10 protein-coding genes are annotated in these 14,496 nt (G+C 44.5%); all 10 read left to right on the forward strand.

What is annotated here, in order from left to right; genetic code table 11:
* The first annotated feature begins 8 nt into the window (after nucleotides 1-8).
* Nucleotides 9-1,604 (forward strand): response regulator transcription factor, encoded by a 1,596-nt coding sequence (locus tag DXB83_RS04575; protein WP_118595815.1) that lies wholly within the window; start codon nucleotides 9-11, stop codon nucleotides 1,602-1,604.
* A gap of 142 nt (nucleotides 1,605-1,746) precedes the next feature.
* Nucleotides 1,747-3,417 carry an extracellular solute-binding protein gene (locus DXB83_RS04580; protein WP_118595816.1) on the forward strand — a complete coding sequence of 557 codons (1,671 nt, stop codon included), beginning with the start codon at nucleotides 1,747-1,749 and terminating at the stop codon, nucleotides 3,415-3,417.
* Nucleotides 3,418-3,484: 67 nt separating this feature from the next.
* Nucleotides 3,485-4,435, forward strand: a complete 951-nt coding sequence (locus DXB83_RS04585; RefSeq protein ID WP_118595817.1) for an ABC transporter permease — start codon at nucleotides 3,485-3,487, stop codon at nucleotides 4,433-4,435.
* A gap of 11 nt (nucleotides 4,436-4,446) precedes the next feature.
* The gene (locus DXB83_RS04590; RefSeq protein WP_118595818.1) at nucleotides 4,447-5,340 is read left to right on the forward strand and encodes a carbohydrate ABC transporter permease; all 894 of its coding nucleotides are present in this window, start codon (nucleotides 4,447-4,449) and stop codon (nucleotides 5,338-5,340) included.
* Nucleotides 5,341-5,410: 70 nt separating this feature from the next.
* Nucleotides 5,411-7,018, forward strand: a complete 1,608-nt coding sequence (locus DXB83_RS04595) for a glycoside hydrolase family 43 protein (protein WP_118601255.1) — start codon at nucleotides 5,411-5,413, stop codon at nucleotides 7,016-7,018.
* Nucleotides 7,019-7,340: 322 nt separating this feature from the next.
* Entirely contained in the window at nucleotides 7,341-8,408 is a 1,068-nt protein-coding gene (locus DXB83_RS04600) for a helix-turn-helix domain-containing protein (protein ID WP_118697313.1), read from the forward strand.
* Between the two features lie 355 nt (nucleotides 8,409-8,763).
* Complete coding sequence (locus tag DXB83_RS04605) at nucleotides 8,764-9,921, forward strand: FprA family A-type flavoprotein (protein WP_118640593.1); 1,158 nt, start codon at nucleotides 8,764-8,766, stop codon at nucleotides 9,919-9,921.
* Between the two features lie 916 nt (nucleotides 9,922-10,837).
* Nucleotides 10,838-11,107 (forward strand): hypothetical protein, encoded by a 270-nt coding sequence (locus DXB83_RS04610; RefSeq protein WP_022462435.1) that lies wholly within the window; start codon nucleotides 10,838-10,840, stop codon nucleotides 11,105-11,107.
* A gap of 683 nt (nucleotides 11,108-11,790) precedes the next feature.
* Complete coding sequence (locus DXB83_RS04615; protein WP_118697341.1) at nucleotides 11,791-13,164, forward strand: MATE family efflux transporter; 1,374 nt, start codon at nucleotides 11,791-11,793, stop codon at nucleotides 13,162-13,164.
* 88 nt (nucleotides 13,165-13,252) lie between these two features.
* Nucleotides 13,253-14,287, forward strand: coding sequence for a 2-hydroxyacid dehydrogenase (locus tag DXB83_RS04620; RefSeq protein WP_118697314.1), 1,035 nt, complete (start codon nucleotides 13,253-13,255; stop codon nucleotides 14,285-14,287).
* Nucleotides 14,288-14,496 lie beyond the last annotated feature (209 nt).

The raw sequence follows: 14,496 nt of genomic DNA on the forward strand, positions 1-14,496 counted from the left end.
GGAGAAAAATGTTAAAAGTACTGTTGGTTGATGATGAACCCTTTATCCTGCAGGGAATTAAGGTCATCATAGACTGGGAAAAAGAAGGATTTGAAATTGCTGCGACGGCAGAAAACGGTCTGGAAGCACTGGAATATTTGAAAAAAGAAAAAGTGGATCTTATCATAGCAGATATCCGGATGCCTGGTATGACAGGTCTGGAATTACTGGAGCAGATACGAAGGGAAGAAATATCGGATGCGTATTTTGTTATTCTGAGCGGTTATGCGGAGTTTGATTACGCAAGGCGTGCCATGCAGAATAAATGTACGGAATATCTGTTAAAACCTGTTGACCGGGAAACCCTGTTAAAACTGTTGCATAAGGTTCGTGCATTATCAGACCGGGAGAGACAGGAATCAAAGGCACATGAGGAAATGGAACATGCCTATTTTTCGAGACATCTGATCTCTTTAATCCATGGAAAATACGATGATGTCAATCTTAATTACGTAAAAAAACACATGAAAGATACGCAGGGAATCCGTTATGTGGAGATTCAGAAAGAACAGCCGAACAATCTGGAAGAACAGAGCGATAAAGACCTGCGGAATTTTCAAAGAGAGCTGTATGACTGCTGCAGAGAATTTTTGAAAGAAGATGCCAAGCACTGTGTATTTGATGTTTCTGCGGATGAAAAAATATATGATATTGGTTTTGTATATTCTGAAAACCTTGCGGAGCGTCTGGGAATGGATGATAAAACATACCTTTCTGCATTCCGGCAATATCTTGTCAATAATACGAAACAGCCGGTTATTATGCTGGTTGGGAAAAAAGTACCAGATATCAGCAATGTGGCAAGATCGTATGGTAATGCCTGTATGCTCCGCTCTTTTCAGGGGTTCCGGGCACGAAAAGAAATCTATTATTATGAGGATGAAGTGCAGGTTACAGCGGCTGGAATGGTCTTATGCAAACAGGGGCTGGATCAGCTTCTTACCACCATTGAACAGAATAACCACATGGAGATCCGGAAAGCAGTAGAACAGTTTTATGAAGAAATGAGTCAGATGGGAATGAATGCTGAGAGCATGAATCTGAATATCAATTATCTGCTTTTCCAACTGATCCATCTGGCGAGTGAGCAGGATAATGACGTAAACCAGGAAGAAATCCTGCGGCTGATCAGTGAAAGCAGCTTTGAGAATGGTATCCTGCGTGGCAGTAAGGCGCATATGGCGCGCTTTGCATGTGAATACGGCGATTATCTTTCTCAGCTTCGAAAAAACGTTTCCAGGGGCGTTCTCGGCATGGTAGAAAAAGAAATCAAAGAGAATTATGCCGCCAACCTCACGCTGAAGGGTCTCAGTGAAAAATACTATGTCAACAGTGCCTATCTCGGGCAGCTGTTTCGGAAAAAATATGGTCTTTCCTTCAAGGACTATCTGAACAATTTCCGGATGGAGCAGGCCGCAGGCCTTCTGATCCGCACGGATAAAAAAATTGTGCAGATTGCAGAAGAAGTAGGATATCATGATCTGGATTATTTTGTAAACCGTTTTATTCAGGTGAAAGGGTGCACACCGGCCAGATTCCGAAAACAGATGCAGCAGGGAAGTTAAAGAAAACAGGAAGTAAGAAACAGGGTAAATTATAGTGCGTATCTACGATCTATAATTTACCCTGTTTCTTACTATAGTTCATCCGATTGTTTCAAACCTGCAAACTGATAAAATAAATACTATCAAAGGGAGGTATTACAAGATGAAGAGAAAAAAAATTGTAAGCATGCTGCTTGCCTCGGCAATGGCAGCAACCCTGCTCGCAGGATGTGGAGCAGGAGGAAAGAGTTCCTCTAAGGGAGATTCTGACGGAGAGATAAAAGAATTTACCGCATTTTTTGCAGTCCCGGGATCCGAAATCAATGATGATAATGAGGTTCAGCAGATCATTGCAGAAAAAACAGGCGCAAAGGTAAAAGAAACCTGGCTGACGGGTCAGACGGATGTTGAGGCTATTGGCACCATGATCGCAGGAGGAGAGTATCCGGACTTTATTGAGGGCGGAAACGGACAGATGCAGTTATATGATGCCGATGCACTGGTTGCACTGGATGACTATCTGGATGATTATCCTAATATTAAAAATCTGTTCTCTGATCTTGAGTGGGAAAAATTAAGACAGGATGATGGCCATATTTACTGGATTCCACAGTTTAGCTGCATTAAAAATGAAGAAAAAGTATGTACACATAATGATGAAGCATTCTGGATTCAGGCCAGAGTCTTAAAATGGGCGGGTTATCCGGAAATTAAAACAATGGATGATTACTTTAATCTGATTGAATCCTACAACGAAGCGAATCCGACTATGGAAGACGGAACGGAAAATATTCCATACACCATCCTCTGTGACGACTGGAGATATTTCTGTCTGGAGAATGCCCCGCAGTTCCTCGACGGATATCCAAATGATGGATCCTGTATGGTAGATCCGGATACACTGACCGTTTTAGATTATAACACTTCGGATACAGCGGTTGCCTACTTCCGAAAACTGAATGAAGAGTATCAGAAGGGAATTGTAGATCCGGAATCCTTTACACAGAGTTACGATGAATATATTTCCAAACTTTCTACCGGACGTGTACTTGGAATGATTGATCAGTGGTGGGATTTCTCGAATGCAAATGATGCAATCAAACAGGCTGGACTGGATGAGCAGGGCTGCGATTATATTCCTGTTCCGGTTACGATTGATGGCCGTGACAATCAGTGGCACAATTCAGGCGGGGCATTTAATGAGTCGAGCGGTCTTGCAATTACAACAAGCTGTGAAGATGTGGAAGGAGCATTACAGTTTGTAAATGATCTTCTGGATCAGGATATTCACAATCTCAGATTTTGGGGTGTAGAGGGTACCGATTATGAGGTGGATGAAAACGGAGAATTCTACCGAACAGAGGAAGAGCGGACGAAACAGTCTGATACCGCGTACAAAGCATCTCATACCTGCCCATATTCCTACTTCCCACAGTACACTGGAACCAGTGATGATGGAATTAACGCCAATAAACCGGATGGACAGGCAAGTGAGTTCTTTGATGGATTAAATCAGGATGTAAAAGAAACCTTTGAGGCTTATGGTGTTGAGACTTATGTTGAGATGCTTGGAACAAATGAGGCACCTGGAGACTGGTATCCGATGTGGTCCTTCTCTAACAATTTCACAACAGATACACCTGGCGGAGTTGCATGGAACAAAATTGCAGATGTAAAACATGAGCAGCTTCCGCAGGTTGTTATGGCAAAAGATTTTGACGCGGCATGGGATACCTACATGGATGCTTACAATGCATGCCACCCGGAAGACTTTATCAGTGAACTGCAGACTGAATTAGACACAAGAATGGAGCAGGCAGCGAAGTTCAAATAAAAAATGAAATTTTGAAGCGGGCAGATGTGAAAAATTTCATCTGCCCGTTTTTTTAAGGAGTGAGGTCATGTCTTTAGCGAGAACAAAATCAAAAACAAAAGAGCCCAGAACAAAAATCACATGGAAAGAAATCAAAAGACAGAAAGTCCTGCTTTTCTGGGCAGCAATTATCGTAGCATATGGTGTGATTTTCTATTACCTTCCGCTTGCTGGCTGGGCAATGGCATTTCAGAACTACAAACCGAAACTAGGAATCCTGCATTCAGAGTTTGTAGGATTAGAAAAATTCCGGACACTGTTCTCAGATATGACGTTTATCCGTGTTATCCGGAATACTCTGGCAATGGGAGTTATCAATCTTGTTGTAACTTTCGTAACGGCAATTGCGTTTGCAATTTTATTAAATGAAATCAGAAGCCATATAGGAAAAAAAGTGGTTCAGACCATTTCCTATCTGCCGCATTTCCTTTCGTGGATTATTGTAACCGGTATTCTGCATGATATGCTTTCCGGAACTGGTATTGTAAATGAAGTTCTGGTGAATCTGCATATCATCAAACAGCCAATTAACTTTTTTGCACATACGAGCTACTTCTGGCCTATTGTTGCTTTTGCAAATGTGTGGAAGGAAACCGGCTGGAATGCCATTATTTATCTGGCAGCAATCACAGCAATTGATCCATCTTTATATGAGGCGGCATCCATAGACGGCGCCGGAAGGTGGAATAAAATTAAGTACGTGACACTTCCTGGAATCAAACCGACCATTATGATTCTTCTCCTGATGAACGTAGGCAACGTTTTGAATGCCGGATTTGAAATTCAGTATCTTTTAGGAAACGGCCTGGTACAGAGAGTATCACAGACCATTGATATCTACGTATTGAAATGGGGTATCAGCCAGGGCGATTATGCAATCGGTACGGCAGCAGGTATTTTCAAGAGTGCAGTCAGCATTATACTGATTATGATCGCAAACCAGATTGCAAAACGCAATGGCGAAGAGCGATTGTTCTAAGGAGGTTCATCATGGCAAAAAAAACTGGAAAAAAGACCGGAAAATTGGATCTGTTTCCGATAATAAATGGTATTATCATGGTACTGTTTATAGTCATTACACTGTATCCGGTATTAAATACACTGGCAATATCATTAAACGATGGTACAGATGCCCTTCGCGGAGGAATTTATCTGCTGCCAAGAAAATTCACATGGAAAAACTATATCACCGTTCTTCAGAAGGATAACCTGATCACGGGCGCATATATCACAGTGGCGCGAACCATCATCGGAACGCTACTGGCACTGGTAGCAAATGCAATCCTGGCGTTTATTGTAAGCAGAAAACGCTTTCTGTTTAAAAAAGAATTATCCTTATTCTGGGTTATCACCATGTATGTCAACGGTGGAATGATTCCTACATTCCTGCTGTACAAACAACTTGGCCTGACAAACAGTTTCGGGGTATATGTAATTCCTGGAATGGTCAGTGCGTTCAATATGCTGGTAATCCGTACCTATATGAACGGAATTTCCGACAGTCTGGAAGAGTCCGCGCAGCTTGACGGTGCAGGATATACCACGATTTTTCTGAAGATTTATTCACCGCTCTGTAAGCCGGTATATGCAACCGTAGCATTATTTGTGGCGGTAGGACAGTGGAACTCCTGGTTTGATGCGATGCTGTACAACAGAATGAACAGCAATCTGACGACCCTTCAGTATGAGCTTATGAAACTCTTATCATCGGTTACGAATCAGGGAACCTCTGTGGAAGCAATGAAAAATGCAGCCGGTTCGGTCACACCGACGTCGGTCCGTGCAGCAGCAACCATTATTACCATGCTTCCAATTATTTGTATTTATCCATTTTTACAGAAATACTTTGTTGCCGGGCTTACTCTTGGCGGAGTAAAAGAATAAAGATACTGCATTTTATCCAGGGTCATGCTGTTTTGGCATGACCCTGAAATATTATATGAGGAGAGAGCATATGAAGATAGCAGGAAAAAATCCAATTACAGAACTGGATTATCCGGATCCAGATGTCATCCGGGTAGATGATACGTATTACATGGTAAGCACTACAATGCACTTTATGCCGGGGTGTGAGATTCTGCGGTCGTATGACCTCATTCACTGGGAACATCTGAGCTATGTGTATGAAAGACTGGACAGCACAGAGGAACAGAGGCTTGTTGGTGAGAAAAACTGCTATGGAAAAGGCATGTGGGCCGCATCGCTCCGATACCATAAAGGGATGTATTATATTTGCTTTGTGGCGAATGATACCGGAAAAACATACCTTTATACTGCTGATGATATCGAAGGACCATGGGAAAAACGCATCATAGAAGGCTTTTATCATGACTGCTCACTTTTGTTTGAGGATGATCATGTTTATATTGTTTCCGGCAATAGAAATGTTCGTCTGCAGGAATTGAAAAAAGATCTGGGCGGTCCAAAGGAAGGCGGACTGGATCGGATTCTGGTCAGTGATAGTCGGAATCCGGGGCTTGGTTTTGAAGGAAGTCATTTTTATAAAATCAATGGAATGTATTATTTATTCCTGATTCATTCCCTTCCGGACAGGTGGATGCGGACGCAGGCATGCTATGTATCAGACAGCCTGACGGGAGAATTTAGAGGCGGAGATGTGTTGTGTGATACCATGGGGTATTGCGGCCAGGGCGTTGCGCAGGGAGGAATTGTGGATACGCCGGATCATAAATGGTACGCCGTACTTTTCCAGGACAGAGGTGCTGTCGGCAGAATCCCGGTTCTTGTGCCAGTAAAATGGGAGAAAAATGTCAGAGTTACCTATATGCCGGCGCCGGGCGAACAAAAAGAGCAGATCATAAAAGAAAATTATCCGGTATTGGGTGATTCGGGAAGGGCACTCTGTGAAGTGGAAACAAAAAGCACAAGACCGGAGGAACAGTATCATTCGCTTGTGGAGAGTGATGATTTTTCAGAATGGAATCCGGACCAGAAACGGCTGTTTGGAACGTTTGGATGGAAGAGCTGCTGGCAGTTCAATCACGAACCGGAACTTTCCTGGATTGAGAATGATGCAGAAAAAGGGTGCCTCCGAATGAGCTGTAAAAAGCAGTGCAAAAATGTCACGCAGGCAGTAAATACGATCACCCAGAGGATGAAGTTTCCGATGTGCATAACAGAAGTAACCGTTGATGCGGAAAGACTGAAGGACGGAGATTATGCAGGTATGTGTGCATTACAGGGATGTTACGGCATGGCGGCCGTTACAAAGCGTGATGGACGGATGTTTCTGGTTATGAGATCTCTCGAAGCGGAAAATGACAGCCTGGAAGGAAATCAGGGCAACAGCGAAGAAATCGAATGGGAAGCAGTGTCGGTTGAATCATCGAGAATAAGAATCCGGCTGGAAGCAGATTTCCAGAACCAGCACGATAAAGTCCGGTTTTTATATTGGAGCGATGAAAAATGGAAACAGATCGGACCATGGCATCAGCTCTATTTCAAAATGGATCATTTCACAGGATGCAGAGTTGGACTGTTTGCCTATGCAACGAAAGAAGCAGGGGGAATCGCAGAATTCGGCAGATTCCGATATTTTTAACAAAAAGTTCCCGCCCCGGCGTTTATCAAAAGTGAAATTCCGTTGAATTTCTGGAAACTGCTGGTGATCTTTCTGGAGAGAACCATCATTGCCATTCCGCTGATCGTATTGTTTGCAAATATGATCGGGCTGTAAATACAGGAAAATACAAGATCCCCGATTTGGCACTTTTGTGCTGAATCGGGGATTTTTTGGCGTAAAAACGCAGGTAAAGGATTCGTAGATTGACAAAACAGCCTATTTTCGCCTATTCTGAGACTGTAAAAACGCTCCGCTGGGCAACATGAGGCGGTGCGGGAACAGCAGGAGGAAGGGACACGACGTGGAAGCGAAAGAGTTCGGGCGGTTTATTGCCGGAATGCGAAAAGAGAAAAAGATGACGCAGGCAGAGCTTGCGGAAAAGATTCATGTGACGGATAAAGCCGTCAGCCGGTGGGAGCGGGGACTTGGCTTTCCCGATATCCAGACGATTGAGCCGCTGGCTCAGGCACTTGGGATTTCTGTGCTGGAACTGATGCGCTCCGAACGGCAGGAGAAGGCGAAGGAAGAGGCAACGCCGGAAATTCAGTATACTCAGAAGGAGGTGGCCGAAATGCTGCAGAACGCAGGTGACATTTCAAGGCAGCAGAAAAAACAGGACCGGAACGCAAACGTGATCGCGGGATTTCTGGTGATCGGTGTGGCAGCGGCAGCGTGGGCGGCAAAGATCGTAAACGTGGGCGGCGGCCTGATTCTAGGCGGTCTGGTGGCAGCAGCGTTTGTATCGCTGTGGTATTTCTTCCAGAACCTCGATGATGAAGAAAGCCGGAAAGTCTATGGGTCAGCATCCATTCTGTCTATCGGCATTCTGGCATCCCTGGTAAATTTCGTCTGGGGCGATCAGCTGGCAGAATTCATTCCCGGCGGTCTGGAACGAAAAGAGCAGATCTTCTGGACCCTGTGGTATCTGTTTGTTCTGGCAATGATGATGATCGGAACCATTCGATGTATCCGCCGGCAGAGACAGAAAAAAGAAAAGAAATACAAAACCGTTCTTTTCACGGCAATTATGGCGACGATCATGTTTGTAACACTGTGGCAGTATCAGAACACCATGCAGAACCGGTACAAAAACACAGGAATCTGGAGGGGCGCACAGCAGTACGCCGAGGTGCTGCTGAAAAGAAACAAAAACCTCGAAAACGACTGGCTGATCGGCGATGAGTCCTGGCGCGAAGGAAACAAAAATACTTTCGAAATTCGCCTTACCTATTACGCTGATGCCGATGACTCAAAAGAGGGACGTGAAAGCGAATATCAGTACAAGATTCATTTTGATGATGTTGACGGCTACGTCATCAAATCAGAAGGCGTACCAGAGAAAGAGATTGTTTTCCCGGAAAATAAATAAGAAGTGAGAAACGGGATTCCATTCTTGCGCCTCCCACAGAAAAAGACTATACTCATAGTATCAGCATGTACGCTCGGAATCTTTCTGCACTTGCTTTTGCGACTGGCGGTTGGAATCAGTTATGATAAAGAAACAAAAGAACATGCCTGTAAAATAGAAGTATTGTGATGATTTGCAAGCTGTGGAAAAGGGATATCGTGTGTGTGAACGGAGAAAAGCAAGTAAAAATAGTAATCTTTACTATTTTTACTTGCTTTTTCCTTGCTTTTTCCTCCATCATAGGATAATATAAAAATATACGGTTCGGAGCAGGTTCCGGGCAGGAAAAAACAAGATGGAAAGGATATGGATTTTTATGAAAATTACAGAGGATATTATCTACGCGGGAGTTAACGATCATCAGGTAGACCTGTTTGAAGGTCAGTACAAAGTGCCGAACGGCATGGCATATAATTCTTACGTAATTCTCGATGAAAAAACGGCAGTTATGGATACCGTAGATGCAAACTTTGCGGATGAATGGCTGGCAAATGTTGCGAAAGCACTGGATGGCAGAAAACCGGATTACCTGATCGTACAGCATATGGAGCCGGATCACTCTGCGAATATTGAAAACTTCGTAAAAGCATATCCGGAAGCAACCGTTGTTGCAAACACAAAAACCTTTGCCATGATGAAAAACTTTTTCCCAAAGATGGATCTCGCCGGAAGGAAACTGGAAGTAAAGGACGGTGAGTCCCTTACGCTCGGAAAACACGTTCTGACCTTCGTGTTCGCTCCGATGGTACACTGGCCGGAGGTTATGGTTACATACGACAGCACGGACAAGGTTCTGTTCGCAGCAGACGGTTTTGGAAAATTCGGTGCACTCGACCGCGAGGAACCATGGGATGACGAAGCACGCCGTTATTTTATCGGTATTGTCGGAAAATACGGTTTGCAGGTACAGAAGCTCCTGAAAGTAGCAGGTACGCTGGATATCCGGAAAATCTGTTCCCTGCACGGTCCGGTTCTGACGGAAAATCTTGGCCACTACATTGAAAAATACGATATCTGGTCTTCCTACCGCCCGGAAGAAGAAGGTGTTGTGGTTGCCTATACTTCTGTTTACGGCAATACAAAAAAAGCTGCCGAATTGCTTGCAGATAAGCTGAAAGAAAAAGGATGCCCGAAGGTCGTTGTTTACGATCTGGCAAGAGACGATATGTCTGCTGCCGTAGCGGATGCTTTCCGTTACAGTAAGCTGGTTCTCGCAACCCTGACCTACAATGCAGGCATTTACCCGTTCATGCAGGATTTCATCAACCGTCTGACAGAGCGCAGCTTCCAGAACCGCACCATCGGTCTGATCGAAAACGGAAGCTGGGCACCGACCGCAGCGAAAGTGATGAAAGGTATGTTTGAGAAGAGCAAAAATATCACCTGGACAGAGAATAATGTAAAAGTAATGTCCGCTGTGAAGGAAGAGAACGTAAAAGAGATCGAGGCACTGGCCGAGGAACTCTGCAAATAAGAAATTAAGAAGAGAAGAAAGAATATGGGAAAAATGCTCCGCTGGACTTTGCGAAAGGCAAAGACAGCGGAGTCTTTCGTTCTACTCTTTTGGAAAGAAGATTCTGTGGAGTTCCGGAGGGAGCAGGATCGCCCTGCGGTGGGTCAAAAAAAGCCGGGGGTTGAATTTTGCGAAAGCCTGCGGCCGCCTCTTTGTAAGTGAGACTGCATCAGGTTTCTGATCTTTCGATTTTAATGTCATAATATTCTGAAAATAATAAAATACAAAATAAATTAAAAGAAAGTATTGACAAAACAGAGAAGATGAGTTAATATAAGATCAACAAAAGAAAAGAGAACAAAAATAAAAACAAGAAAGAAACATCAAGACGAAAAAGAAACATCAAAACGAAATCTAAGAAAGTAAGAGGTACAGTCCAATGGCATAGTTAATCTGAACATCAAAAAAATCTCTGAAGAGTTTACATATAGAACCTAAAGGAGATGATTCCAATGAAAGGCAGAGGCCCATAGGGAAAAAATAAAAACAAAAAAATTCAGGAGGTATGGTCCAAAAGGAACATAACGAAATACCCCGAAATCAATGAAAGCAGCAGGTGTATAAAATGAAATTACTGGAAATTCATTAAAAGCCCGGTCGAGAGAAAAAAGAATCGATCGGGCTTAAACTATGTCTGCTGAAAAATCTGTTTGACTGCCCTGCGGTCTGCGCGAGCCGTGAAAGCAGAAAAGACGCTACAGCCCCGAAAGAAACGAGAGCATACAGCGTCCTTTTTCTTTCAAGAATCAGTGTAATACTTGTACGCATGTGTTTACGAGTTGTTTTTTGCAAAAACGATTCTTTTTCAGATGTCTGGTTTTGGCAAGGTAAGTATGGTAGAATAAGAAACGGAAAATGGATAGGAGGATAAGAATCTATGTATTACGTACCAGACGGAACCAAAACATGTGGTTATTATGAATGCAAGAAATGCGGCAACCGCTTTTTATCCCTTCAGACGATGGAAAAAATTCCATGCCCGGACTGCGAGGCAGAGGTGGATTATGAGATCGGACCTGGCGAATCTTTGGAGGATGTGCTGGATACCGCAGTGCTGCTGCAAAGAATTGAGGGCGAAGAGGAAGTGGAAAAGATGGATGCACTCTTAAGTCTTGCGATTACCGGCGGAGATTTTGACTGGATCTGATATACCGGAGTCTTTTTCAAACAGGCGCCGGACAGGTGGCGGATATTTGATGAAAGCAAAGTCTGGCGTTCGCTCTGAATTTTCACAGAATTTTGCCGGAGTTTTTCCGCGATTTTAAAAGAAAACAAAGAAATTTCAAAGGTTCATGAGAAAAATGTTCAGAAATGACTGAAAAAATATCGGCAAAATTGTATAAAATTGACAGAACTGACGCAAAAGACCGGAAATCATCGAAAAATTTAAGGATTGACAAAAAGCGGGAATTCCGTTAGAATGTGCCTATGTTGAAAAACAGCAGAGCAATGGAACAAAATAAAGACAACGCAACGGAGCGGTTCTGAAAAAAGAATCTCTCCGTTTTTTTATTTCTTCCCTTTCTCCCAGGTTTAAATTTCTCCCGGAAAACACTCTCAGGAAACCAGAAAATGATCTGTCTGTTTTTCAAGATAAACTCCATATAAGTAATGGATTCGCGAAGGCGCGGTACGAAGGGAAAGCTTCGTGCCGCGTTTTTCAATCCAAAGGAGAAACGTCAGTAAAGAGTTCGCAACGGGGCGATCTGGAAGGAAGACTTCCAGGTCGTTTTTTGTTATCAAAGGTATCAGGGACTGCTTCTGAAAACCAGATTTGATTTTGTCAGAAACAGGACAGAAAAAATGCAGAACCGGAAAGGAGAAAGTCCGATGGAAAACACAAATGTTTTATTCGACCGAAAGCGTCTGATCCGGCTGATCGTTCCCTTGATTGTGGAACAGGTGCTGGCCGTTACCGTCGGTATGGCAGATATGGTGATGGTATCCGGGGCCGGTGAAACGGCTGTTTCCGGAATCTCACTTGTCAATACGATCTGCGTACTGTTGATCGTGATTTTCACATCGATGGCAAGCGGCGGTTCCGTTGTTGGAGCACAGTTCCTCGGAAGCGGGGATAAGAAAACAGCGTGTCACGCAGCCGAACAGCTCGTGATGATCTGCGGACTGATTGCACTTGTTATCTGCGGCATTTCCTTTTTCGGAAACCGCTGGATTCTCCGTGTGGTCTACGGATCGGCGGAAGAGCAGGTTATGGCCTATGCGGTGGAATACTTCTTCATTACATCGCTTTCGTTCCCGTTCCTTGGCATCTACAATGCCGGGGCAGCGCTTTTCCGGGTTATGGGAAACTCAAACATTTCAATGGTTACTTCCATCGTGATGAATGCGCTGAATATCATCGGAAATGCCGTTTTTGTTTTCGGCTTTGACATGGGAGTTGCAGGCGTGGCACTTTCCACTCTGATTTCCAGAGCATTTGCCAGTGTTGTGATTCTTGTACTGCTGCATCAGGAAAAATACGAGATCCACTGTACGAAATGGTTCCTGGCCGGATGGGACAAGGAGATGCTGAAAAAGATCTTTTTCATCGGTGTTCCGCAGGCGTTGGAAAACAGTATGTTCCAGATCGGAAAGCTGCTGACCCAGAGCATGATTGCCGGATTTGGAACAGCATCGATCGCAGCAAATGCCTGTGCAATGACCGTGGAACAGCTTGCTTTTATGCCGGGATCGGCGATGGGACTTGCCATGACAACCGTGGTTGGCCAGTGTGTCGGAGCGGGAGATTATAAGCAGGCGAGAAGCTATACAAAGAAGCTGATCACAGGAGCCTACGCATTCCTTTGGATTCTGAATATCCTGCTTCTGGCAGCAGCACCACTGTTCGCCGGAGCATATAACCTTTCCGATGGCGCTTACCGGATGGCAGTGATTGTGATCCGATACCACAGCATCTGCTGTATGATGATCTGGCCGCTGGCCTTTACCCTTCCGAACACGATGCGTTCTGCCGGCGATGCCAAGTTTACGATGACGGTCAGCATCCTGTCCATGTGGTTCGTTCGAATTGCACTGGCGTATCTGATCGGTGTTTCCCTCCATGTGGGACTCCTTGGTGTCTGGATTGCACAGACCCTCGACTGGGTAGTCCGTGCAGGATTTTACATTGTCCGGTATCTCGGTCATAAATGGGAAAATAAATCCGTTGTAAGGCAACAGGAAAAGGAAATTCTTACAGAATAAAAACAGAAGAATCAACTTGTCGGCATACTGGAAATCCATCTTGAAATCGGAACATAAAAAGACAGAAGTACAACAGGAGGCGAGGCGTATGAAAGAAGAAAACTATGAGGTAGTCGTTTTTCAGGGAGACCCGGGAACCATCGATCTGACGTACGAAGAAATAGAAGCAGAGTGGAACAAAATGCTGCAGAGTGTACCACAGATCGGAAAGTTCCGTATCATCCATCAGGAGAAAAAGAGGTACACCTTCGAAGATTACAGCAGTCAGATCGGGAACGCCGACGCAGCACTTGGTATCTGGGTCCACAAAGGAGTGATCAACGAAAAGCTCTTTGAAGCGCATCCGAATCTGAAATATATCGCAACGCTGGGACATGGATTTGAAGACTTCGATGTGGAAATGACAAGACGCCGGGGCGTGACCATAACGAATACGATTTACGGTGATGTCACCATTGCCCAGTATGCGATGGCACTGCTCATGAACATCTGTCATAACGTGACGGTACAGAGCGATTACACCAAAACAGGGTACTGGAAAGAAAAAGAAACGAATCCGCAGGCAAGCTACAATCAACTGTTCGTGCCGCAGATTGAGCTCTACCAGAAAACGATGGGAATCATCGGACTTGGCGCAATCGGTCTTTGGACGGCAAGAATGGCAAAGGGCTTTGGCATGAAGGTCATCGCAAACAGCCGTCACAAAAAGACGGGGCCGCAGTATGACGGCATCGAGCAGGTCAGCATGGAAGAAATTTTCGAACGGTCGGATGTGATCTCCATTCACTGTCCGCATACGAAGGAAACAGAAAACCTGCTGAACCGTGAAGCATTTGCCAAAATGAAGGACGGTGTCATCATTATCAACACCGCACGGGGAGTCATCATCGATGAGGAGGCGCTTCTTGAGGCGCTGGAATCGAGAAAGGTTTATATGGCAGGACTCGATGTTGTCGCAAATGAGCCGCCGCAGTATCAGATTCCGCTGATGCAGTCGCCGTACACCTTTATTACTTCCCATATCGCCTGGCAGCCGAAGGCAGCAAGACTCCGCGCAGTCGATCTGGCGGTGAAAAACTTCCGGTCTTACCTGGAGGGAATGCCGACGAGTGTGATTAATTAAAAACAGTGGATTGTGAAAACAGCTGCAAAAAAACAGCTGCAAAAAAACGACTGTAAAAACAACTATAAAAACAATTGTAAAAACAGCAGAGCTGCGGAACAGTCCAGGCATGAAAGAAGAGGTTAGAAAATCTGTCAGAAAACAGATTTCTATATAGAAGCAGCAGAGCCGGTAAATGGAGGTAGGAAGCTTGTACAGGAGCCGGTTCG

Source organism: Blautia sp. OM06-15AC (assembly GCF_003481425.1).
Lineage (GTDB): Bacteria > Bacillota > Clostridia > Lachnospirales > Lachnospiraceae > Fusicatenibacter > Fusicatenibacter saccharivorans.

Coding starts and splice junctions, on each gene's coding strand:
- DXB83_RS04575 (WP_118595815.1), top strand. CDS start 9: ATGTTAAAAGTACTGTTGGTTGATGATGAACCCTTTATCCTGCAGGGA.
- DXB83_RS04580 (WP_118595816.1), top strand. CDS start 1,747: ATGAAGAGAAAAAAAATTGTAAGCATGCTGCTTGCCTCGGCAATGGCA.
- DXB83_RS04585 (WP_118595817.1), top strand. CDS start 3,485: ATGTCTTTAGCGAGAACAAAATCAAAAACAAAAGAGCCCAGAACAAAA.
- DXB83_RS04590 (WP_118595818.1), top strand. CDS start 4,447: ATGGCAAAAAAAACTGGAAAAAAGACCGGAAAATTGGATCTGTTTCCG.
- DXB83_RS04595 (WP_118601255.1), top strand. CDS start 5,411: ATGAAGATAGCAGGAAAAAATCCAATTACAGAACTGGATTATCCGGAT.
- DXB83_RS04605 (WP_118640593.1), top strand. CDS start 8,764: ATGAAAATTACAGAGGATATTATCTACGCGGGAGTTAACGATCATCAG.
- DXB83_RS04610 (WP_022462435.1), top strand. CDS start 10,838: ATGTATTACGTACCAGACGGAACCAAAACATGTGGTTATTATGAATGC.
- DXB83_RS04615 (WP_118697341.1), top strand. CDS start 11,791: ATGGAAAACACAAATGTTTTATTCGACCGAAAGCGTCTGATCCGGCTG.
- DXB83_RS04620 (WP_118697314.1), top strand. CDS start 13,253: ATGAAAGAAGAAAACTATGAGGTAGTCGTTTTTCAGGGAGACCCGGGA.